Here is a 20,622-nt window from a genome sequence, read left to right as displayed (position 1 = left end):
CCTTCCATTTTCATCGACTGAGGGATTCCCATGTACCCGAACGTGCAGCTTTACATCAACGGTCAATGGCGCGATGCCGCCGACGGCCGCAGCATCGCGGTGGTCAACCCCGCCAACGGTGAAACCCTGGGCAGCGTGGCACACGCCGACATCGCCGACCTGGACGAGGCCCTGGCCGCTGCGCAGCAGGGGTTCGACACCTGGCGCAAGGTCAGTGCCTTCGACCGCTACAAGGTCATGCGCAAGGCCGGTGAGCTGATGCGTGAACGTGCCGATCATATTGCCCGGCTGATGACCCTGGAGCAGGGCAAGCCGCTCGCCGAGGCCCGTGCCGAAACCCTGGCGGCCGCCGATATCATCGACTGGCTGGCCGAAGAGGGCCGCCGCAGCTATGGCCGCATCGTGCCTTCGCGTGCCCAGGGCATCGAGCAACGCGTCATCAGCGAACCCGTCGGACCGGTGGCGGCGTTCACGCCCTGGAACTTCCCGATCAACCAGGTGGTGCGCAAACTCAGCTCGGCCCTGGCCGCGGGTTGCTCGATCATCGTCAAGGCCCCGGAAGAAACCCCGGCGTCGCCTGCCGAACTGATCCGCGCCTTCGCCGACGCGGGTGTACCGGCCGGGGTTATCGGCCTGGTGTATGGCGTCCCGGCGGACATCTCGGGCTACCTCATCCCGCACCCGGTCATCCGCAAGGTGACCTTCACCGGCTCCACCCCGGTGGGCAAGCAACTGGCGGCCATGGCCGGCCAGCACATGAAGCCGGCCACCATGGAACTGGGCGGCCACGCACCGGCCATGGTGTTCGCCGACGCCGACGTGGAAAAGGCCGTGCAATTGCTGGTGGCCTCCAAGTTTCGCAACGCCGGGCAGGTGTGCGTGTCGCCCACGCGCTTCCTGGTGCAGCGTGAAGTGTTCGAGACCTTCCTGAACCGCTTCGTCGAACTCGCGGGCAAGGTCAAGGTCGGTAACGGCCTGGAGGAGGGCGTGACCATGGGCCCGCTGGCCAACGGCCGGCGCGCTCCGGCGTTGCAGGCCCTGGTGGACGATGCCCGCGCCAAGGGTGCCACCGTGCACCTGGGCGGCAAGGCGATCGACGGCCCGGGGTATTTCTTCGCCCCGACCGTGATCAGCGGCCTGAACACCGGCATGCGCCTGATGAACGAGGAGCCGTTCGGCCCGGTGGCGCTGATCGTGCCGTTCGATACCCTGGACGAAGTGATCGCCGAAGCCAACCGTCTGCCGTTCGGCCTGGCGTCCTACGCCTTCACGGCCTCGTCGAAGACGGCGCAGGCATTGAGTGACCGGGTTGAAGCGGGCATGTTGTCGATCAACCACCTGGGCATTGGCCTGCCGGAAACGCCGTTTGGCGGGATCAAGGATTCCGGCCATGGCTCGGAAGGCGGGACTGAGGCCATCCAGGCGTACCTGGTGACCAAGCTGGTCACGCACCTGGGATGATGGGTTTCGGCTGGATGCCTTGATGTCGTTGTATCCGAGAGTGAGCGCCGGTCGCACGGCGCTCATTCTCGCGACCCGCGGAAATCACCCGCGATGCGCCCTGATTCCACCTACCTTTATGCATATTACCTTATGCATTAAATGAATTTAGCCTATAACCCGCCAGGTGGTAAGGTTCTAAGAAGGTCGCCAGACCGATCAAAACCTTATTAGCCACCCTCGGCGACCGTACGCGCGGACCCGAACCCACCCTCGCTCAGGAGAGGTTCGACGATGCGCCCTCAACCCCCGTTCAATGCCCTGTCTCGCCGCCGTCTGTTAGGCCTGGGGGCTGCCGCGCTGGCCAGCCCGCTGCTGCTATCGTTGCCCGGCCGCGTCTGGGCCGATGAGCATGACTCCATGCAGATGGGCACGGAACCCCAGGGTACCGGTGACTTCATCAAGCTCGACACGCCGCGCAAGCTCAAACTGGCCATCAACCTCAATGCCGTCTGCCTGGCCCCCGTGGTCATCGCCCACGGCGAAGGGTTCTTCACCCGGCACAACCTGGACGTGGAGTTCGTCAACTTCGGCAATTCTACCGAGGTGCTGCTCGAAGCCATCGCCACCGGCAAGGCCGACGCCGGCATCGGCATGGCGCTGCGCTGGCTCAAGGCGCTGGAGCAGGGCTTCGACGTCAAGCTCACCGCCGGTACCCACGGCGGTTGCCTGCGCCTGCTCAGCGCTACCCACGGCCCCATCACCCGCCTGGAAGACCTCAAGGGCAAAGCCATTGGCGTGACCGACATGGCGGCGCCCGATCGCAACTTCTTCTCCATCCTGCTCAAGAAGCACGGCGTGGACCCGGTGCGCGACGTGGAATGGAAGCTGTTTCCCGCTGACCTGCTGGGCACCGCCCTGGACAAGGGTGAAGTGCAGGCCATCAGTGGCAGCGACCCCTTCATGTACCGCTTGCTGCAGGGCGGCCAGGCGCGCGAGCTGTCCACCAACCTGGTGGACGAATACGCCAACCTGTCGTGCTGCGTGGTGGGCGTCACCGGCAAGCTGGTGCGCGACGACCGCCGTGTGGCCGCGGCGCTGACCCAGGCCATTCTGGAAGCCCACGACTATGCGGTAAAACACCCGGAAGCGGTGGCCAAGGGTTTCCAGAAGTTTGCCGTGAACACCAGCGAAGCCGAGGTGCAGGCCATTCTTCACGACCACACCCACGGCCACCACGCCGTGGGCGCGGCGTTGGCCACCGAGATCGTCACCTACGTGGACGACCTCAAGACGGTAGAGGTATTCGACGCCAGCACCAACGCCGGCGAGTTCGCGAAGGAGATCACCGCCAATGTCTTCAGTTGAACTCACCCGTGCCGGCGTCGCCGTGGCCGTTGAGCAACCACGCATCGGCTGGCGTTCCGCCGTGGCGGTGCTGGCCTGGCTGGGTGCCGCGCTGCTGACCCGGCTGTATCCGGACGCTACCCGGCATTGGCCACTGACTGAAGGCCTGGCCAACCTCGAACTGGCGCTGGCCGTGTTGATCGGTGTGCTGGCGCTGGCCGCGCCCCGGGTACCCAGGCTGGCCCGTCGGCTGCACCACCTGGCGCCGTGGCTGCTGGCGCTGGCGTTGCTGCTGGGCGTTTGGGAATGGCTGACCGCCAAGCTGGGCCTGCTGCCGGTACCGTTTTTCGCGCCGCCCCAGGCCTTGCTCAATGTCTACCTCAGCGACTGGCCGCGCCTGCTCGACAGCCTGTGGCACTCGGCGGTGCTGTTGGGCTTTGGGGTAGGGCTGGGCGCCGTATGCGGTTTCATTGCCGGGGTGTCCATCGGCTGGTCCACCCGTATCGGCTACTGGTTGCACCCGGTGTTGCGCATCCTCGGGCCGGTTCCGTCCACAGCCCTGTTGCCGCTGTGCTTTTTCCTGTTTCCCAGCAGTTGGAGCGCCAGCGTGTTCCTGATTGCCTTGGCCACCTGGTTCCCGGTCACCGTGCTGACTTGGTCGGGTGTGGCCAGCGTCGACAAGGCTTACTACGACGTGGCGCGCACCCTGGGGGCGAAACCCTCGTTCCTGATTGTTCGCGTGGCGATTCCGGCGGCGTTGCCCCATGTGTTTGTCGGCTTGTTCATGGGCCTGGGCGCGTCGTTCTCCACCCTGGTGGTGGCGGAAATGATGGGCGTCAAGTCCGGCATCGGCTGGTACCTGCAATGGGCCCAGGGCTGGGCCGCCTACGCCAATATGTATGCCGCGCTGCTGGTGATGGCGCTGGCCTGTTCCGGGTTGATATCGGCCCTTTTCCTGGTACGTGACCGGCTATTGGCCTGGCAGAAAGGAGCGGTGAAATGGTAGCGCTGCAGACACCCGCCAGCCCGGGGCTGGCCGTGCATATCGACGGGCTCAGCCATGCGTTTCACCTGGATGGCGAGCCGTTGCCTGTACTCGATAACGTCAGCCTGGACGTGGCTCCGGGCGAATTCGTCGCCCTGCTGGGCCCCTCCGGTTGCGGCAAGTCGACCCTGCTGCGCCTGGTGGCCGGGCTGGAACCCGCCGACCGTGGCACCCTGCAAGGCGACGGCCAGGCCATCACCGGCCCGGACCCCAGCCGCGTGGTGGTGTTCCAGGACCCCACCCTGTACCCCTGGCGCCGTGTCTGGGACAACGTTGCCGTGGGCCTGCAGGCCCAGGGGTTGCTCAAGACCCAGCGCGGCCGCGTCGACGCCGCTCTGGCCAAGGTGCACCTGAGCGAATTCGCCCGTGCCTGGCCCCGCCAGTTGTCCGGGGGCATGGCGCAACGGGTTGCCCTGGCCCGGGCGCTGGTCAACGAGCCTCGCCTGCTGATTCTGGACGAGCCCTTGGGCAAGCTCGACTCGCTGACGCGCATCGCCATGCAGAAGGAGTTGATCGAACTGTGGCAGCGCCAGGGCTATACCGCGCTCCTGGTGACCCATGACGTGGAGGAGGCGCTGTTGCTGGCCAACCGCATCATCGTCTTCAGCGAGCGGCCAGCGCGGGTCAAAGCCGAGATCCAGGTACAGCGCCCGTATCCACGGCGCCGGGATGATCCCTACCTGGTGGAGTTGCGCACTGGCATTCTGGCCTCGTTGGGCTTGGCCGACGCGTGAGCCCACCGGGTGCCGGCCGCGGCGTCAGGTCCGCGGTCAGCGCAGGCTCCAGGACACGCCCAGGTACACGCCCAGCCCTTCGCCGGGCGTTGACCGCGCGGCGTCCAGCCCCTTGTCGTCGTAACCCGGGGTCACCGTGGCGGCGTAGTGCTGGTTGGTCAGGTTGCGCACATCGACCCAGGTCTGCCAATCGCCTTTCGGCGCGTTGTAGCCCAGGGTCGCGCCGAACAGCGCGTAGGGATCAGCGTAATAGCTGTTGGCGTAGTCCACCGCCACCTTGGACACCAGTTGCGTGTTGAGCGCGGCAAACACCCCCTGGGGCCAGTCGTAGCGCAGCTCGCCCTGGTAGTAATGCATCGGCAGGCCCGGCAGGCGGTTGTTGCCGAAGCGGTTGTCGTCCCGGTAGTGGAAGTCGCTGAAGGTGTACGCCTGGCGCAGGCTCAGTTGGCCGACGCCGGGCTCGGACCACAAGGTGCTCTGCAGGCTGGCTTCGACGCCTTGGTGCACCGTGGGGCTGGCGTTCAGTTCGTAGGGGGTGACGGCGCTGGCGTCGGGCAGTACCGACAGCAGTTCATGGCGCACCTGGGCGTAGTACCAGGCCAGGCTCCATTGGCCCAGGGCGCTGTCACCCCGGCCGCCGAACTCCAGGGTGGTGGCGGTCTGGTTACGCAGCTTCACCGGGTCGCGCTGGGCGCCGGTGGCGGCGCCACTGCCGGCCGGGAACAGCTGATTGGCGCTGTAGATCAGCGACCACGGGTGCGGCGCCTCCACCGAGCGGCTGAGGTTGCCGAACACCTGTACGTTGGGGCTGAGCTGGTAGCGCAGGCCCAGGCGCGGCGCGTAGTCCCAGTCATGCAGGCTGGTCTTGCCACCGTCTGCCGGGTAGGTGACTGCGCTTTCGCGGCGGGTGTAGATAGCGGCCAGGCCGGTGGTCAACCACAGGTCCTCGGCGATCTCCAGGTCGTTGCTGGCGTGCAGCACGGTGTCCGAGCCCTGGTAGGTGAAATCGCGAATGCGCGTGCCGGGCGCATAGCTGGCGGTATTGTTGGTGGGGATGCGCACGAACTCACTGGCGCCATCGTTGGGCAAGTGCTTGGTCACCCGCAGGCCGATCAGGCTGTTGCTGTCCAGGCCGAACAGGGTGTCGCGGCGTTTGTAGTCGAACGTGCCGCTGACATCGGTGTAGGCCACTTTCAGGCGGTTGGGGCCTTCACGCAGGTCCATGGGGTAGTCGTGGTACACCAGCCCGGCCTGGACGCTGGAATCGTCGTCGATGTAGTAGGTGGTCTTGTTGCCGATGAAGGTGCTGCCGGGTTCATCGCGCTGGTAGTCCCGTGCCTGGTAGGTAGGGTTGGCCGCGCGGGCGTCGTGTTCGATGGCGTCTTTGGTCACCCGCCCGGCCAACTCATTGTCGGTTTCGCGGTGGCGAAAATAGAACCGGGTGTCCAGGTCGGGATTGATGCGGTAGCCGAAGTTGGCGATCACGCCCTGGCTGGTGCTGGCGGTATGGTCCTGGTAGCCATCGGATTTGGCATCGGTGACGGCTACGTAGTAGTCGAAGTCCCCCAGCACTTGCCCGGAACTGACCTGGCGCTGACGATAGCCATGGCTGCCCATGGCGTAGCGCAGTTGCAGCAGGGGTGAGTCATAGCCGGTATGGCTGACATAGTCGATGGCGCCGCCCAGGGCCAGGCCGCCGCGGTCAAAGCCATTGGCACCGCGCATCACGTCCACATGGTCCAGCCACAGGGGTTCCAGCAGTTCATAGGGGGTACCGCCCGGGCCGGTCAGGGGCAAGCCATCGAGCATGGCGTACAGGCCCGAGGCGTGGGCGCCGGGCGCGCGGTTGATGCCCGAGCCGCGAATGGAAATCTTCACCCCCTCATTGCCGGCGGACTGGGCATAAACCCCCGGCTGATACGCCAGCACATCCTGGTTGCTGGCCACGCGGCCTTGCAGCGGGCGGCGCATGTCCACCACGTTGGTGCCGCCGGGCACCTGGGCCTGGCGCGCCGTGGCGTCGGTCACTGCCTGGTCCTCGCCGCTCTGGTCCTGGCCCCGGATCACGACCTGGCCCAGTTCAAGGTCCTGAGCCTCGGCCACGCAGGGGCAGACGAGGGCCAGGCCCAGCAGGGCAGTGGGCAGGGGTTTCGGCGCGGGCATCAGGGAACTCCAGACAAGGGAAACAGGCAATGAAGAGGTGCGACGCAGGAAAGAACGAACGGAACACATGGCAATTTGGTTTTTTCCTGCCTGTGCTTGCTTGCCATGCACGGGGCGCTCACGCCAGCCTCACCCAGCGGGGCAATCACACCGCCAGCGCAGCGAACGCAAATTGCATGAAGCGCTCGAACGCGTCGTTGTTGCCGTCCACCTTCATGCGGATCAATGCCCCTTCATACGCCTCGATCAGAAAGGCCGCTGCCTGCCTGGGGTCCAATTGCGGGTTCACTTCCCCTGCGGCCTGGGCTTCGGCCAACACCGCCTGGATCTGCGCTTGCCAGCGGCCAAACACCTCGGCTAGCCGTTGCCGGAACGCTGGGCTGCGGGCGGGTGCCAACTGCCCGAACACACCATACAGGCAGCCGCCCATGGGTTGCTCGGCAAAGTGCAGGGGGCCGGCTTCGGCGAAATAGCGTCTCAGGCGCTGCAGCGGGCTGAGGCGGGTGTCTTCGAAATGGCTGGCCCGGACGTGGCCGTAGTGGGCCTCGTAGGCGTCCAGCACGGCACCGGCGAAGGCTTCCTTGCTCTTGAAGAAGTAATAGAACGAACCCTTGGGCACGCCGGCCGCTTCCAGGATGGCGTTCAGGCCGATGCCGTCGTAGCCGTTGATGACCATCGACTTCAAGCCTTCGGCCACCAAGCGCGCGCGGGTGCTGTTATTTTCTTTGCTCATGGGATAGTAGACCAGTTAACTAGCTGCAACCCTAGCCCTCATTGCCGTTTTTGGCAAGCCACCTGGAGGGACCACCCATGAGCCAACGCCGATACCTGGGCGCGGCGTTCGCCTGCGCCAGCTACGCCCTGTATTCACTGCACTTCGCCACAGTGAAATGGCTCAGCAGCGACTACTCGCTGTGGCAACTGGTGTTCCTGCGCAGTGTCGTGGTGCTGCTGATCGCGCTACTGGCGAGCCGGCGGGGAACGCTTCGGGCGGCGTTCGCCAGCCCGGGGCGCGGGGCCATGCTGTTCAGGGGCACCCTGCAATTCGCCGCCATGGCCTGTTTTTTTCTGGCGGCGCGGCAGATGTCGCTGTCGGCGGTGATGACGCTGTATTGCACGGCGCCACTGATCATTGCGGTGCTGGCCGTGTTCATGCTGGGCGAGGTCATTCGTGGCTACCGCTGGCTGGCGTTAGCCGTCGGGGCGGCGGGCACTGTCATCGCCGCCAACCCGGGTGGGGCCATCAGCCTGGTGCCCACGGTGCTGGCGCTGGCCTCGGCACTGTTCTGGGCCATGACCATTATCTACACCCGGCGCAGCGGCGGCCGCGACAGTGCCGCGGTGCAGGTGTTGGTCACGAGCGTGGTGTTCCTGGCGTTCAGTGCCGGGTTGATGCGCTGGCAAACACCGGGAACTGCGGTGCAATGGGGCCTGATGGTCGCGCTGGGCGTGCAGGTCTACCTGGCCCAATACTGCTTTTTCGAGGCTTGCCGCCATGCGCCGGCATCGCTGGTGGGGCCTCTGGAATACACCAGCGTGGCCTGGTCATGCTTGCTGGGTTACCTGTTCTTCGCCGACGTGCCGGCGTTGCCGGTCGTGGTGGGCGCCCTCATGGTGTGCGCCAGCGGCATTGCGCTGACGCTCAACCCCGGTCGTCCTTCATCAGGTACGTACTGGGCGCGCACCCCAGCCGACGCTGGAACATGCTCGAAAACGCGCTCGGGCTCTCATACCCCAGTTCCAGCGCCACCCGGGTCACCGGGGTGCCGGCCGCCAGGCGCGTGACGGCGGCCAGCAGGCAGGCCTGCTGGCGCCATTCGCCGAACGACAACCCGGTGTGCTGGCGAAACAGTCGACTGAAGGTGCGCGGGCTGCAGTGCAGGGCCTCGGCCCAGGCATCGGCGGGTTGGCCAATGCCCGGGGCGGCGAGGAAGGCGCGGCACAGCGCTGCCAGGCGCGGTTCGCGGGGCAGGGGGGCGAACAGCGGCAGGCAGGTGGCCTTGCGCAGTTCATGAACGATCAGCTGCACCAGGTGGCCGTCGCGCCCTTGTTCGTCATAGCGGGCCGGCACATCGGCGCTGGCCAGCAGCAGATGGTGAAGCAAGGGGGACACCACCAGCGCCTGGCATTGCCCGTTGCCACGCACCTCAAGCCCAGGCTCCAGGTACAGGCTGCGGGTGCTGACCCCGCGCATCACCACGCGGTGGCGTTTGCCGGCGGGAATCCATACGCCGCTGTAGGGCGGGATCACCCAGGCGCGGTCATCGGTTTCCACCTCCATCAGGCCACTGATGCCGTAGAGGAACTGCGCCCGCCGGTGCACATGGGCGCTGAGCACCGTGCCGGGGCTGTAGTCGGTACCGATGGCCAGGACGGCGCGGTCAGTTGCGTCGACGGTGGCGAGCGGGACGTTGAGCATGGTGCAAAGCCCTTGGCCGAAATTCGATGATTATTGGCTAACCCACGCAAGCTGGCCAGCACCCTTTTCCTTAAAGTCACCAGGCTGGTTTCTGAAGGAGGTGCGTATGTTCTGGTATGCGTTGGGCGCTTTTGGTGTGCTGGCCGGCATGACCACGGTGTTGTTCGGGTTTGGCGGCGGCTTCGTCGCCGTACCGTTGCTGTATGGGTTGATCAGGGCCAGTCAGCCCCCTGGCGCTCCCTTGGTGGAAGCCGCGATGCAAGTCGCGGTAGCCACGTCCACGGCCGCGATGATCTTCGGGGCGGGGTTGGCAACCTGGCGGCGCGCGCGCGTGGGCGCACTGCCTTGGGCCATGGTCACGCCGTTGCTGGGGTATGTAGCGCTGGGCGCAGTGGCGGGCGCCGCGCTGGCCACCGTGGTCAGCGGCGCCTGGGTGCGCTGGGCGTTCATTGCCTACCTGGGCATGACCCTCGTCGATGCCCTGTTCAGGCCCGGTTTCCTGGGCGAACCGGTGGGCACCTTGCGCCCCTTGGGCCGTGCCCACAGTGCCGTGGCGGGCACCAGCATCGGTGCCATCGCCGCGTTCCTGGGGGTAGGCGGCAGTGTCATGAGTGTGCCGCTGATGCGCCGTCGCGGCGCCAGCATGGCCACCGCCACGGCCCTGGCCAACCCCTTGTCGTTGCCCATGGCCGTGGCCGGCACCCTGGTGTACAGCGCCCTGGCTTGGCGCCACGACAGCCTGGGTACCGGTTTCGCCGGGTATGTCGACCTGCCGGCGCTGGCGTTGCTGGTGGCCGGGGCGTGGTGCGGGATAGCCTTGGCCGGACCGCTGGTGGGGCGCATCAGCGACACGGTGCACGCCAGAAGTTACCTGGTATTGCTGGGCGCGGTATTGGTGGTGATGGTGTTGGCCTGAAGGAAGGCGGCGAACAACTACAATGAAGGAACCATTCCCCCTGAGTGTGGAGGCCTGCGATGCGCGTCATGGTGCTGGTGAAAGCCACTGAAGCAAGTGAGAAAGGCGATTTGCCCTCCAGCGAATTGCTGGAGGCCATGGGCAAATTCAACGAGGAGTTGGTCGCAGCGGGTATTTTGCGGGCTGCCGATGGGCTGAAGCCGTCCTCGCAGGGCAAGCGGATCGCCTTCGATGGCCCTGCACGTTCGGTGGTCGACGGGCCCTTCGCCGCCACTCGCGAGCTGGTCGCGGGGTTCTGGCTGTGGGAAGTTGAAGACATGGACGAGGCCATCGCCTGGGTCAAGCGCTGCCCCAATCCGATGCCCGGGCCCAGCGAGATCGAAATCCGCCCGCTCTACGAGAGTGCGGATTTCGAGTAAGGCTTACTCGGCCACTGCCAGGTGAGCGGTGGGGCGCACGCGTAGCGCCAGCACCATGACCAGGCCCAGCACGCCCATCATCGCGCCTGCCACGGCGATGGCTGGGTAGCCCAGCCCGGCGTTGATCACCGCGCCACCCAGTGCTGCGCCGATGGCGTTGCCCAGGTTGAAGGCGCCGATGTTCACCGCCGAGGCCAGGTTGGGGGCGTCCTTGGCCGCTTCCATCACGCGCATCTGCAGCGGCGGCACCAGGGCGAAACTGGCCGCGCCCCACACCAGGATCGCCATGGCCGCTGGGAGGGGCCAACGCATCAGCACGGTGAACGCCGCCAGCACCACGATCAGTACCGTCAGCGAGAGGATCAGGGTGCGGTCCACGGAGCGGTCCGCCGCCTTGCCGCCCCAGATATTGCCCAGGGTCAGGCCGATACCGAACAGCACCAGCATGCCGGTGATGAAATTGGTGGACGCATGGGTGGCGTCGCGCAGGATCGGCGCGATGTACGTGAATACGGTGAACATCGCGCTTGAGCCCACCACGGTCAGTGCCAGCGCCGACAATACCGGGCCACGGCCAAGCACCTTGATTTCCGCCAGCAGGCCATCGCTTTTTTCCGCGGGAATGTCAGGCAATGCCAGCCACAGCGAGGCCATGGCCACCGCGCCCAGACCGGCGATGCCCCAGAACGCGGTACGCCAGCCGAATGTTTCGCCAAACCAGGTGGCCAATGGCACGCCACCAATGGTCGCCACCGTCAGCCCCATGAACATCGCGGCCACGGCGCCGGCGCGCTTGTCCGGCGGTACCACGCTGGCCGCCACGATCGAACCGATGCCGAAGAAGGCGCCGTGGTTCAACGAAGTCACGACCCGAGCGAACAGCAGGGTCTGGTAATCGGTGGCCAGGGCAGACAGCAGGTTGCCCAGGGTGAAGATGGCCATCAGGCCGATCAGCAAGTAGCGGCGCGGCACCCGCGCGGTGGTCAGGGTCATGATCGGCGCACCGATCAGCACGCCCAGGGCGTAGGCGCTGACCAGCAAGCCGGCGGTGGGGATCGATACGCCGAGGTCGGCGGCGATGCCGGGCAGCATGCCCATGGGCGCGAACTCGGTGACGCCAATGCCAAAGGCGCCGGCAGCGAGGGCTATGAGGGGTGGGTTGATACGCATGGTGGCTCCTTATCTGTGGGGCAGATGCTACAATCGCCGCTCTAAGGGCGGTAGCCCCTGATAAAGACCAAGAGTTTTGCATTGAGCGCACAAATGGACATCAACGGACGATCGGGTGAAATGACCGTGTTCGCCCTGGTGGCGCAGCACGGCAGTCTGTCAGCGGCGGCCCGGGTTCTGGGCCTGACCCCTTCGTCGGTCAGCCGCATCATCGCCCGCACTGAACAGCGCATTGGCACCCGCCTGCTGGTACGCACCACCCGCGCCATTCGCTTCACCGCCGAGGGCGAGGCGTACTTGCGCGGGGCGCGGCGCATCCTCGCCGACATGGCCGAGATCGAAGACGCCATCACCGACCAGGGCGTGCCCCGTGGCCGCTTGCGCGTCAGTGCCTCGCTGGCCCACGGCCGGCTGGTCATCGTGCCGTTGGTGGCGGCGTTCAGCGCGCGTTACCCGGCCATCCTGGTCGATCTGGCGCTGGGCGATGAAGTGGTCGATATTCTCGGCGGCCAGGCCGACGTAGGCATTCGCTTCGGTGAACTGCCCGACAGCCCGTTGTCGGCCCGGCGCATCGGCGAGACCGGGCAGGTGGTGGTCGCGTCCCCCGACTACCTGGCACGCCATGGCACGCCCGCAGCCCCCGAAGACCTGCTGAACCACAATTGCCTGCGCTTCAACTTCCGCCGCGCCGCGCCGGATTGGCCGTTTCGCCGCGAGGGGCACGACATGGCCATCAAGGTCACGGGCAGTATCGAAGGCAACAACGGTGAAACCCTGGCCCAACTCGCCCGGCTGGGCGCCGGTATCGCCCGCATCGGCGCGTTCAGCGTGCAGGAAGACCTGCAAAGCGGGCGCCTGGTGTCATTGCTCGAAGGCTACAACCCCGGGGACCGCGAGCCGATTCACGTGGTGTTCGTCGGCGGCGCGGCGATGCCGGCACGGGTGCGGGCGTTCGTGGATTTCCTCGTGGAAAACCTTCGTGAGCCGCCTGGCCTGTCATGAGGCCTGACGGCTGGGGCGAATAACGCGCGTGCGATGGCACGACTCCGGGCCCAGCACCCGGCCATCCACCGACCGTACTTCCATCGCCGCCACCGGCTGGCCACCGGCATCATCCAGCAACACCGAGTGGGCTTCACCGGCCTCGAACAGGTGTTGTTCCCCCCATTGCCGCATGCACACGATCAACGGGAACACCGAGCGCCCGCGCGCCGTCAGCACGTATTCCTTGTAGGCACTGCCATCGGCCGCCGGTTGCAGCGCCAGTAGTTGCAGTTCGGTCAACACCTTGAGGCGCGCCGCCAGGATGTTCTTCGCCAGCCCCAGGCTTTTCTGGAACTCACTGAAGCGCCGCAGCCCGTCGAACGCGTCGCGGATGATCAGCAGTGTCCAACGTTCGCCGATGGCTTCCAAGGTACGGGCGACGGGGCATTCGCTGTGCTCAAGGGCAGGTTGTCTGGCCATGGGGTAGGCTCCGGGGAGGGTGGCGCTGATTATACTGAACAAACGGATTCTGGTTGCAAATTAAAACCTGCTGCGGCTAAATCGGTTTCAAATTGAAACCAGATAGGTGGCAAGGATGACATCAAAGACTGTTACCCATGCAGCGACTCAGGGCTCGTCGCCCCTGACTCTGCTGTTAGCCGTGACCTGCGCGCTGGCGGTGGCCACTGTGTACGTCGCTCAACCGCTGCTCGACTCCATGGCCCTCAGCCTGGGCGTCTCCCCAGCCATGATTGGTATCGTGGTCACGGTCACTCAGGTGGGGTACGCGGCAGGTCTGTTGTTCATCGTGCCGTTGGGAGACCTGCTCAACCGCAAGGCCATGGTGCTCGGCCAATTGCTCCTGTCTGCGGCGGCTCTTGTGGCGGCCAGCATGGCGCAGCACTGGTGGGCGTTGATGGGTGCGATGGGTGTGGTGGGCTTGATGGCGGTGGTGGTCCAAGTGCTGGTGGCCTATGCGGCTGTGCTCGCGCCGCCTCACCGACGGGGCCAGGCGGTAGGCACCGTGACCAGCGGCGTGGTGATAGGCATTTTGCTGGCGCGACTGGTCAGCGGGTCAGTCGCCGACCTGGCGGGGTGGCGGATGGTGTACCTGATGGCTGCAGGGCTGATGCTGGTCATGGCGGGCGTAGTGTGGCGTGCTGTACCTGACACGGGCGAACCGCGCGCGGGCCAGCGCTACAGCGCTTTGTTGCGGTCGATGTTCGCGCTGTATGCCACCGAACCGGTGCTGCGGCGCCGGGGCGGGTTCGCGTTGCTGATCTTCGCTGCGTTCAGTGTGTTGTGGACTGCCATGGTGTTGCCCCTGAGCGCGCCGCCGCTGTCGCTCTCCCATGCCCACATCGGCCTGTTCGGCCTGGCGGGTATTGCCGGTGCGTTGGCGGCGGCCCGCGCCGGGCGCTGGGCGGATGAGGGCAAGGGAAGCAGAACCACGGGGTCTGCGTTGGGCTTGCTAGTGGTGTCCTGGTTGCCTATCGCCTTGGCGCACCGCTCGCTGCTGGCCCTGGCGCTGGGCGTGGCCATGCTCGACTTTGCCGTGCAGGCAGTACATGTCACCAATCAGAGCCTGATCCTGGCGGCGCGGCCGGATGCGCAAAGCCGGATGGTGGGCGCCTACATGTGCTGCTACTCGGCGGGCAGTGGCCTGGGCGCCGTGGCGGCTACCCAGGCGTATGCTCACGGTGGGTGGTTGGCCGTGTGCCTGCTGGGCGCAGGAATCAGCGCCGTGGCCTGGTGTGTCTGGTGGCTGAACCGGGCCACGGGTACAGTAGCGCCCAACCCCTCGTTCAAGGAATGACACCCTATGTCGACCGGTTCCTGATCAGCCCCACCAGCGTAGAAGCCACGCTGGCGTGGCTGGATTCTGGCAGCCCCGACTGGCGCGCCCGCCATCGCGAACGCTGGAATGCGCGGGTCCCGCACTGTCCGATCTGAGCGTGCAGCGGGTTCGGGCCGCGGCCTGACTCGTCCAGTCCACGGCGAAGCGGTAGCCCACATCTCCTGTGAGGCCTGCGTTCGGGCCGTCAGACAGACAATGATGGCAGCCATGATGGCCATCAGCCGTGGCACCTTGCTAGACTGCCGGTCGCGCCGCCGGCAACGCCGGGGCAATCTCCGCTCATGAAAGGATTCTCGCATGCGTCATGCACTATGTGTTGGTGTTGGCTGCTCCATTGCCCTGTGGTTCAGTACTGCTCAAGCGGCCACGGTGGCTGAAGTGTTCAATGGTGACATGCTGGGGACCACCCCACGTTATTTCGAATCGGTGGCCGGCATTCCCCGTGAGTCCAATGGCAATGATCACGTGTTCAAGGTTCAGGGCTGTACCATCACGGCAACGGTGGAGGGCAACAGTGTCAGCAAATTGCGCATGGAGCTGGGTGACAACTGTCAGGCTGACCTGAGTTCGTTCGTCAGCAGCTACGCACCGGCCCCAGGCAAGCCGCTGACCGTTGGCGCGTTCGTGGCCTCCTCTGGCGGCGGCCTGAGCTACAGCGCCGATTGCCTCACCCTGTGCGGCAACGCCGCCGACCCTTCGGTGTTCGCCCACTGGGAGGGGCCCCATGCGGTTGGTTTCAAGGAGGTGATGCTGGAGGTGGTATTGGCCTCGGACACCGCCCTCGCCGCAGCCAGCCAGTGGGAGGGGGTGATGACCAAAGCCAAGGGTGAAGACTACGTGACCGACACACGCTTCAACTGCGACCCGCAGTTCAACGAGGCAGCCGAGAAGGCATTCGCTGATGTGCCGGTGAGCGCAGTGTCCATCGGTACCGGGCTCAGTAAACCGAGCTGCTGAGCTCGAGGTAGACAGTCCTGCTTTTCATGGCTGGCCCCACCGGGTATTCCTGAGTGGTCGCCGTGGTGTATCAAGTACACCGCGGCGTGGCCTTCCCGAGCTTTGCCCGGTCCCACAGGGTGTTCCGCACTATCGCGGTGATCCTCTGTGGGACCGGGCGCCAGCTCGGGAAGCAGGCGCCGGGGTGTATCAGGCCTACCGCGGCGCGGCCTTCCCGAGCTTCGCCCGGTCCCACAGGGTGTTCCGCACTATCGCGGTGATCCTCTGTGGGACCGGGCGCCAGCTCGGGATGCAGGCGCCGGGGTGTATCAGGCCTACCGCGGCGTGGCCTTCCCGAGCTTTGCCCGGTCCCACAGGGTGTTCCGCACTATCGCGGTGATCCTCTGTGGGACCGGGCGCCAGCTCGGGAAGCAGGCGCCGGGGTGTATCAGGCCTACCGCGGCGCGGCCTTCCCGAGCTTCGCCCGGTCCCACAGGGTGTTCCGCACTATCGCGGTGATCCTCTGTGGGACCGGGCGCCAGCTCGGGAAGCAGGCGCCACGGTGCATCAGGCAGGAAACCCAGAAAGGCACTCCAGCCTTGGAGTTGGCCAAGGCTCAGCCCAACCCGATGAACAAAGGGCATCAGGATTGGCTCGATGGTTTGGTCGAGGCGGCGCGCCGGGCACGCGGATAAGCGCTTTGCCCACGGCGCCCGTGGGCTCACTCCAACCGGCACGCCATCACTGTCGAACACACCGCCCCCTGGTTCAGGGTCAGGCCCAGCGCCACACAGACAAAGCCCGTCAGCCATGGCCGGTCGCAGGGGCGGGCGGTCCACTCGATGTAGCGCGCCACGGCGGCTGCCAGGAACGCGCCGGGGAAGGAGCAAAGGTAACCCAGCCAGATCAACCCGCCCGGCTCGGTCATGGACAGCACCCACGCCCCGTACAACGCCAGGTAAAGCGCCAAGGCCGTGGCCACCCCGGCCATCAGCACTTTTGACGCCCGAGACAGCCAGAGCAGGCCGAGGATCACCGCATGGGGCAGCCAGTACACGAGGAAATTCGTGGTGATTTGCGCGTGCCCATGGGCAGCCAGCCAGGTGGCCACCACGGCACCTGACATCAGCGCCAGCAGCGCCAGCGGCCGAGCCGCCATTCCTTTCAGTGCATCATCCATTGCAGGTTCCAGGCGATCTTGTTCTTGTTGCCAGCATGGCTGGGCAGTAGGCTTCAGCCCCGGCAGGTAGCCGGCCACCGTCAGGGTGAGACCGGAGAGTACCAGCTCTTTCGTCGTGGCGTGGACCCCCTCGGCGGTTGCTGTGTCTGACAGCGCGGCCTTTTCACCTGAAACACACCACCCCATGAAACCGAGCGACCCTCGGGAACAGCGCCCTGGCGCCCATCGCTAGCAAAAGTGTTCGCTATCCGCCAACAATCGCTCTGGGCCGTTGCATTCAGGGGCTGGAAACCGTTACGTTTCGCAATAGTGGCTTTTGTGCCGAATCATTCGTCCACGTCCTTACTGGCCGCTGTGGGCCGGGGCGATGCGACGGTAGCGCCGTCGGCGTGAAAAAAGCGGGGCTTGTTCCCCTGATCAGTCATGGTAATGGGCGCATATGAGCGCGCCACGAGTTTGAGGAAGGAAAATGGCCAAGGCCGCAGATGTCGTCGTTCAATGCCTGGAAAACGAAGGCGTCAAATATGTGTTTGGTATTCCCGGCGAGGAAAACCTGGACCTGCTGGAGTCGCTGCGCCGCTCGCCCATCGAGCTGGTGCTGACCCGCCACGAACAGTCCGCCGGCTTCATGGCCGCCACCTACGGCCGCCTGACCGGCAAGACCGGCGTCAGCTTGTCCACCCTGGGCCCTGGCGCCACCAACCTGGTGACCGCCGGTGCCTACGCCTACCTGGGCGGTATGCCGATGCTGATGATTACCGGCCAGAAGCCGATCAAGAAGTCCAAGCAGGGCCGCTTCCAGATCCTCGACGTGGTTGGCATGATGCAGCCGCTGACCAAGTACACCCACCAGCTCGCCTCGGCCGACAACATTCCGTCGCGCGTGCGTGAAGCCTTCCGCCTGGCTGAAGAAGAAAAGCCCGGTGCCGTGCACCTGGAACTGCCGGAAGACATCGCTGCTGAGCAGACCGACAGCATGCCGATCACCCCGAGCCTGAGCCGTCGCCCGCTGGCTGAGAACAAGGCCATCGAAGCCGCCGTCGCCAAGCTCAAAGCCGCGCGCAGCCCGATCCTGGTGATCGGTGCCGGTGCCAACCGCAAAATGACCGCCAAGGTACTGCGCCAGCTGATCGACAAGACCAACGTACCGTTCGTGACCACCCAGATGGGCAAGGGCGTGGTCGACGAGCGCCACCCGCGCTTCCTGGGCAACGCCGCGCTGTCGGCCGGTGACTTCGTGCACCGCGCCGTCGAAGCGGCCGACCTGATCGTCAACATCGGTCACGACGTGATCGAGAAGCCGCCGTTCTTCATGGTCCGTGGCGGCACCGAAGTCATCCACATCAACTTCCGCTCCGCTGAAGTCGACCCGGTGTACTTCCCGCAGATCGAAGTGATCGGCGACATCGCCAACGCCATCTGGCAGATCGGCGAAGCCCTGGAGCCGCAACCGCACTGGGACTTCACCCGCCTGATGACCATCCGCGAGGCCAACGAAGCGCAGATCGCCGAAGGCGCCGACGACAACCGCTTCCCGATCTACCCGCAGCGCATGGTCGCCGACGTGCGTCGCGCCCTGCCGGCCGAAGGCATCGTGGCGCTGGACAACGGCATCTACAAAATCTGGTTCGCCCGCAACTACAAGGCCCACAAGCCCAACACCGTGTTGCTGGACAACGCCCTGGCGACCATGGGCGCCGGCCTGCCGTCGGCCATGGCCGCGCACCTGGTGTACCCGGACCGCCCGGTGGTCGCGGTGTGCGGTGACGGTGGCTTCATGATGAACAGCCAGGAACTGGAAACCGCCGTGCGCCTGAAGATGAACCTGACGGTCATCATCCTGCGTGACGACGGCTACGGCATGATCCGCTGGAAACAGTCGAACATGGGCTTCACCGACTACGGCCTGGACTACGGCAACCCTGACTTCGTCATGTACGCCCAGTCCTACGGTGCCAAGGGCCACCGCGTGGAAAGCGCCGAAGGCTTCCTGCCGCTGCTGGAGCAGTGCCTGTCGACCCCGGGTGTTCACGTGATCGACTGCCCGGTCGACTACTCGGAAAACGACTTCATCCTCAACAGTGAGCTCAAGCGCCGCAGCGCGCTGGTCTGACGGTTCGGATGCACGTATGAGCCCCCGGGCAGCGCAGGCTGCCCGGGGGCTTTTTCGTGGGGAACAAGGACGCCGCAGCGGTCAGACCTTGAACTGCAACACCACCTGATTCAACTGCACCGCCAGGCGCGACAGCTCGCCGCTGGCGGAGGACGTCTGGTCGGCACCGGCGGAGGTCTGGATGGACAGGTCGCGGATACTGGTCAGGTTACGGTCCACTTCGCGAGCTACTTGGGCCTGTTCTTCGGTGGCCGACGCAATGCTGACGTTGCGCTCGTTGATCTGCACGATGGCCGCGGTGATTTGCCTCAGGGCGTCACCGGCGCCCTGGGCGACCACCAGGCTGGCTTTGGCGCGTTCGCTGCTCAGGCCCATGGACGTCACCGCCTTGCTGGCACCGCCCTGGATCGAGGTGATCATCTGCTCGATTTCCGCCGTCGACTGTTGAGTGCGGTGGGCCAGCGCGCGCACTTCGTCGGCCACCACCGCGAAACCACGGCCGGCGTCACCGGCACGGGCCGCCTCGATGGCGGCGTTCAACGCCAGCAGGTTGGTCTGCTCGGCGACCCCGCGAATCACGTCCAGCACACCGCTGATGTCCTTGAGCTGCAAGGCCAGGCCATCGATTTCCGACGCCGTGGCACCTACCGAGTCGTGCAGGGCATTGATCACCTCCAGGGTCTCGTCCACGCGCTGGCGGCCGTTCTCGGCCGACTCGCTGGACTCGCGGGCGGCGCTCGACGCCAGGGCGGCGTTGCGGGCCACTTCCTCCACGGCCGCGCTCATCTGGTTGATGGCGGTGGCAGCCTGGTTGATTTCGTCGTTCTGGCGCTGAATGCCCTGCAGCGCGTCCTGGGTCAGGGCAGCCATTTCCTCGGACGTGGAGGCCAGGTGGTTGGACGAACCGCCCAGGTCGCTAAGGGTTTTGCGCAGGTTGTCCTGCATGATCGCCAGCGCCCCGAGCAGGCGCCCCGGTTCGTCCTTGCCGTCGACCACGATCGGCTGGCTGAGGTCGTTGTCGGCGATCTGCTGCGCCACCTTCAAGGCCTTGGCCACCGGGCTGACCAGGCTGCGGGTGAACAGCGTCGCCATGATCAGCGTGGCAGCCAGGGCGACCAGGATGGCGGCGATGGTGACGTTGCGCGCCTGGCTGTAGGCAGTGGTGGCCACCGCATCGGATTCGGCCATTTTCAGGTCGGCCTGGTGGGCCACCTCATCGATGTCCTTGCTGAACTGGTTACCGGCCAGGGTCTGCTCACCGTTGGGCTGGCTGAGGGCAGTAGCCACATCATCATGCTTCTGCGCCAGGGCATCGAGGAAACGCGCGTGCACGTCCAGGTACTTGCCCATGGCGTCCAGCAGGTTGCCATAGGCCTGCTGGGCATCGGTACCGATCAGCAGCGGCTTGAGCCGCCGCACGTCGGCCTGCAGGTCGTCGCGGCCACGGGTGATGCTGTTGCGCGCCAGGTCGGCCGCCTGGGGGCTGAGGGCGGTTCGCAGGTTGGTGTTGCCCAGGCGGATGGTCAGCAGGTCGCTCTTGATCCGGCCAATGGTCTGCACCGCCGGCAGCACTTCGTCCTGCAAGGTGGCGCGCGAACTTTTCAGTTCAGCGAACTGCAGCAGCGAAAACAGGCCCAGGGCGGTAATCAGCACGGCGAAGAAACCGAAGCACAGGAGTGCCCGTGGGGCAATGTTGAGATGTCTCAGGTTCATGGGGGTCTCCTAATGGATGTCAAAATGATATCAGCTCTTCGGCCTGAATCGGTTAAGCTTGAGAGCCCCGTGCTAGAGCATTTTGTCGCGGGCAGCGATACCCGTGGGTACAGGCTGCGCCAACGTTGCTCGCGCCCTGCGGAAAATCCTGCTGGCCAGCCAGCGCTCACAGTGGTGCAATGCCT

The 20,622-nt window shown here is 65.7% G+C and carries 16 protein-coding genes and 3 pseudogenes; 11 read left to right on the top strand and 8 right to left on the bottom strand.

Translation table 11 applies throughout. The annotated features are described in order from the left end of the window. Positions 1 to 30 precede the first annotated feature (30 nt). The 4 genes from HWQ56_RS14750 to HWQ56_RS14735 all read left to right on the top strand — a co-directional run bounded on the left by HWQ56_RS14750 (position 31) and on the right by HWQ56_RS14735 (position 4,566). Positions 31 to 1,461 carry an NAD-dependent succinate-semialdehyde dehydrogenase gene (locus HWQ56_RS14750; RefSeq protein WP_176570977.1) on the top strand — a complete coding sequence of 477 codons (1,431 nt, stop codon included), beginning with the start codon at positions 31 to 33 and terminating at the stop codon, positions 1,459 to 1,461. Positions 1,462 to 1,734: 273 nt separating this feature from the next. Then, positions 1,735 to 2,808 (top strand): ABC transporter substrate-binding protein, encoded by a 1,074-nt coding sequence (locus tag HWQ56_RS14745; RefSeq protein ID WP_158157673.1) that lies wholly within the window; start codon positions 1,735 to 1,737, stop codon positions 2,806 to 2,808. Continuing rightward, positions 2,795 to 3,793: an ABC transporter permease gene (locus HWQ56_RS14740; protein ID WP_176570976.1), complete on the top strand. Its 999-nt coding sequence runs from the start codon at positions 2,795 to 2,797 to the stop codon at positions 3,791 to 3,793. The genes HWQ56_RS14745 and HWQ56_RS14740 overlap by 14 nt, the downstream gene beginning before the upstream one ends. Further along, on the top strand, positions 3,787 to 4,566 hold the full coding sequence (locus HWQ56_RS14735) for an ABC transporter ATP-binding protein (protein ID WP_176570975.1): 780 nt from the start codon (positions 3,787 to 3,789) through the stop codon (positions 4,564 to 4,566). Before HWQ56_RS14740 ends, HWQ56_RS14735 begins: the two co-directional genes overlap by 7 nt. Before the next feature lie 36 nt (positions 4,567 to 4,602). On the opposite strand, the gene HWQ56_RS14730 is transcribed toward HWQ56_RS14735, so the two are convergent. Together HWQ56_RS14730 and HWQ56_RS14725 are read right to left on the bottom strand one after the other, a co-directional pair. Beyond that, positions 4,603 to 6,729 (bottom strand): TonB-dependent receptor family protein, encoded by a 2,127-nt coding sequence (locus HWQ56_RS14730; RefSeq protein WP_176570974.1) that lies wholly within the window; start codon positions 6,727 to 6,729, stop codon positions 4,603 to 4,605. Between the two features lie 145 nt (positions 6,730 to 6,874). Further along, complete coding sequence (locus HWQ56_RS14725; protein WP_176570973.1) at positions 6,875 to 7,462, bottom strand: TetR/AcrR family transcriptional regulator; 588 nt, start codon at positions 7,460 to 7,462, stop codon at positions 6,875 to 6,877. A gap of 77 nt (positions 7,463 to 7,539) precedes the next feature. Here HWQ56_RS14725 and HWQ56_RS14720 point away from each other — a divergent pair. Continuing rightward, positions 7,540 to 8,295, top strand: a pseudogene (locus HWQ56_RS14720) (DMT family transporter); the annotation flags it as partial. A gap of 76 nt (positions 8,296 to 8,371) precedes the next feature. On the opposite strand, the gene HWQ56_RS29100 reads toward HWQ56_RS14720, so the two are convergent. Further along, on the bottom strand, positions 8,372 to 9,148 hold the full coding sequence (locus HWQ56_RS29100; protein ID WP_158157667.1) for an AraC family transcriptional regulator: 777 nt from the start codon (positions 9,146 to 9,148) through the stop codon (positions 8,372 to 8,374). A gap of 106 nt (positions 9,149 to 9,254) precedes the next feature. Here HWQ56_RS29100 and HWQ56_RS14715 point away from each other — a divergent pair, with 106 nt between their 5' ends. After that, on the top strand, positions 9,255 to 10,064 hold the full coding sequence (locus tag HWQ56_RS14715) for a sulfite exporter TauE/SafE family protein (RefSeq protein ID WP_176570972.1): 810 nt from the start codon (positions 9,255 to 9,257) through the stop codon (positions 10,062 to 10,064). Positions 10,065 to 10,123: 59 nt separating this feature from the next. Then, entirely contained in the window at positions 10,124 to 10,483 is a 360-nt protein-coding gene (locus HWQ56_RS14710; RefSeq protein ID WP_176570971.1) for a YciI family protein, read from the top strand. Between the two features lie 3 nt (positions 10,484 to 10,486). Here the strand turns inward: HWQ56_RS14710 and HWQ56_RS14705 are convergent, their stop codons facing one another. Further along, positions 10,487 to 11,653, bottom strand: coding sequence for an MFS transporter (locus tag HWQ56_RS14705; protein ID WP_176570970.1), 1,167 nt, complete (start codon positions 11,651 to 11,653; stop codon positions 10,487 to 10,489). Between the two features lie 93 nt (positions 11,654 to 11,746). On the opposite strand from HWQ56_RS14705, the gene HWQ56_RS14700 reads away from it, so the two are divergent. Further along, positions 11,747 to 12,655 (top strand): LysR family transcriptional regulator, encoded by a 909-nt coding sequence (locus HWQ56_RS14700; RefSeq protein ID WP_158157679.1) that lies wholly within the window; start codon positions 11,747 to 11,749, stop codon positions 12,653 to 12,655. Here the strand turns inward: HWQ56_RS14700 and HWQ56_RS14695 are convergent. Next, entirely contained in the window at positions 12,650 to 13,117 is a 468-nt protein-coding gene (locus tag HWQ56_RS14695) for a winged helix-turn-helix transcriptional regulator (RefSeq protein ID WP_176570969.1), read from the bottom strand. The genes HWQ56_RS14700 and HWQ56_RS14695 overlap by 6 nt on opposite strands. A 115-nt stretch (positions 13,118 to 13,232) precedes the next feature. On the opposite strand from HWQ56_RS14695, the gene HWQ56_RS14690 reads away from it, so the two are divergent. Continuing rightward, a complete protein-coding gene (locus tag HWQ56_RS14690) occupies positions 13,233 to 14,453 on the top strand; it encodes an MFS transporter (RefSeq protein ID WP_176570968.1) in 1,221 nt (406 codons plus the stop codon). Positions 14,454 to 14,792: 339 nt separating this feature from the next. Continuing rightward, positions 14,793 to 15,452: a hypothetical protein gene (locus tag HWQ56_RS14685; protein WP_176570967.1), complete on the top strand. Its 660-nt coding sequence runs from the start codon at positions 14,793 to 14,795 to the stop codon at positions 15,450 to 15,452. A 700-nt stretch (positions 15,453 to 16,152) separates the two neighbouring features. Here the strand turns inward: HWQ56_RS14685 and HWQ56_RS14680 are convergent. Further along, a complete protein-coding gene (locus tag HWQ56_RS14680) occupies positions 16,153 to 16,611 on the bottom strand; it encodes a hypothetical protein (RefSeq protein ID WP_176570966.1) in 459 nt (152 codons plus the stop codon). Positions 16,612 to 17,080: 469 nt separating this feature from the next. Here HWQ56_RS14680 and HWQ56_RS14675 point away from each other — a divergent pair, with 469 nt between their 5' ends. Then, positions 17,081 to 18,724, top strand: coding sequence for an acetolactate synthase large subunit (locus HWQ56_RS14675; protein WP_158158243.1), 1,644 nt, complete (start codon positions 17,081 to 17,083; stop codon positions 18,722 to 18,724). 81 nt (positions 18,725 to 18,805) lie between these two features. Here HWQ56_RS14675 and HWQ56_RS29440 read toward each other — a convergent pair. Next, a pseudogene (locus tag HWQ56_RS29440) lies at positions 18,806 to 19,402 on the bottom strand (methyl-accepting chemotaxis protein); the annotation flags it as partial. A 309-nt stretch (positions 19,403 to 19,711) separates the two neighbouring features. Then, positions 19,712 to 20,437: pseudogene (locus HWQ56_RS29435) on the bottom strand (MCP four helix bundle domain-containing protein); the annotation flags it as partial. Between the last annotated feature and the right edge of the window lie 185 nt (positions 20,438 to 20,622).

It is taken from the genome of Pseudomonas eucalypticola, from assembly GCF_013374995.1.
Classification (GTDB): domain Bacteria; phylum Pseudomonadota; class Gammaproteobacteria; order Pseudomonadales; family Pseudomonadaceae; genus Aquipseudomonas; species Aquipseudomonas eucalypticola.
The sequence above is the reverse complement of the archived record's forward strand: the minus strand, read 5'-3'. Positions and strand labels throughout refer to the sequence as shown.

What these genes read in the sequence shown, in the direction of transcription:
- HWQ56_RS14685 (WP_176570967.1), top strand. Translation starts at nt 14,793, where the DNA reads ATGCGTCATGCACTATGTGTTGGTGTTGGCTGCTCCATTGCCCTGTGG.
- HWQ56_RS14725 (WP_176570973.1), bottom strand. Translation starts at nt 7,462, where the DNA reads ATGAGCAAAGAAAATAACAGCACCCGCGCGCGCTTGGTGGCCGAAGGC.
- HWQ56_RS14680 (WP_176570966.1), bottom strand. Translation starts at nt 16,611, where the DNA reads ATGGATGATGCACTGAAAGGAATGGCGGCTCGGCCGCTGGCGCTGCTG.
- HWQ56_RS14690 (WP_176570968.1), top strand. Translation starts at nt 13,233, where the DNA reads ATGACATCAAAGACTGTTACCCATGCAGCGACTCAGGGCTCGTCGCCC.
- HWQ56_RS14730 (WP_176570974.1), bottom strand. Translation starts at nt 6,729, where the DNA reads ATGCCCGCGCCGAAACCCCTGCCCACTGCCCTGCTGGGCCTGGCCCTC.
- HWQ56_RS14715 (WP_176570972.1), top strand. Translation starts at nt 9,255, where the DNA reads ATGTTCTGGTATGCGTTGGGCGCTTTTGGTGTGCTGGCCGGCATGACC.
- HWQ56_RS29100 (WP_158157667.1), bottom strand. Translation starts at nt 9,148, where the DNA reads ATGCTCAACGTCCCGCTCGCCACCGTCGACGCAACTGACCGCGCCGTC.
- HWQ56_RS14705 (WP_176570970.1), bottom strand. Translation starts at nt 11,653, where the DNA reads ATGCGTATCAACCCACCCCTCATAGCCCTCGCTGCCGGCGCCTTTGGC.
- HWQ56_RS14675 (WP_158158243.1), top strand. Translation starts at nt 17,081, where the DNA reads ATGGCCAAGGCCGCAGATGTCGTCGTTCAATGCCTGGAAAACGAAGGC.
- HWQ56_RS14710 (WP_176570971.1), top strand. Translation starts at nt 10,124, where the DNA reads ATGCGCGTCATGGTGCTGGTGAAAGCCACTGAAGCAAGTGAGAAAGGC.
- HWQ56_RS14735 (WP_176570975.1), top strand. Translation starts at nt 3,787, where the DNA reads ATGGTAGCGCTGCAGACACCCGCCAGCCCGGGGCTGGCCGTGCATATC.
- HWQ56_RS14740 (WP_176570976.1), top strand. Translation starts at nt 2,795, where the DNA reads ATGTCTTCAGTTGAACTCACCCGTGCCGGCGTCGCCGTGGCCGTTGAG.
- HWQ56_RS14700 (WP_158157679.1), top strand. Translation starts at nt 11,747, where the DNA reads ATGGACATCAACGGACGATCGGGTGAAATGACCGTGTTCGCCCTGGTG.
- HWQ56_RS14745 (WP_158157673.1), top strand. Translation starts at nt 1,735, where the DNA reads ATGCGCCCTCAACCCCCGTTCAATGCCCTGTCTCGCCGCCGTCTGTTA.
- HWQ56_RS14695 (WP_176570969.1), bottom strand. Translation starts at nt 13,117, where the DNA reads ATGGCCAGACAACCTGCCCTTGAGCACAGCGAATGCCCCGTCGCCCGT.
- HWQ56_RS14750 (WP_176570977.1), top strand. Translation starts at nt 31, where the DNA reads ATGTACCCGAACGTGCAGCTTTACATCAACGGTCAATGGCGCGATGCC.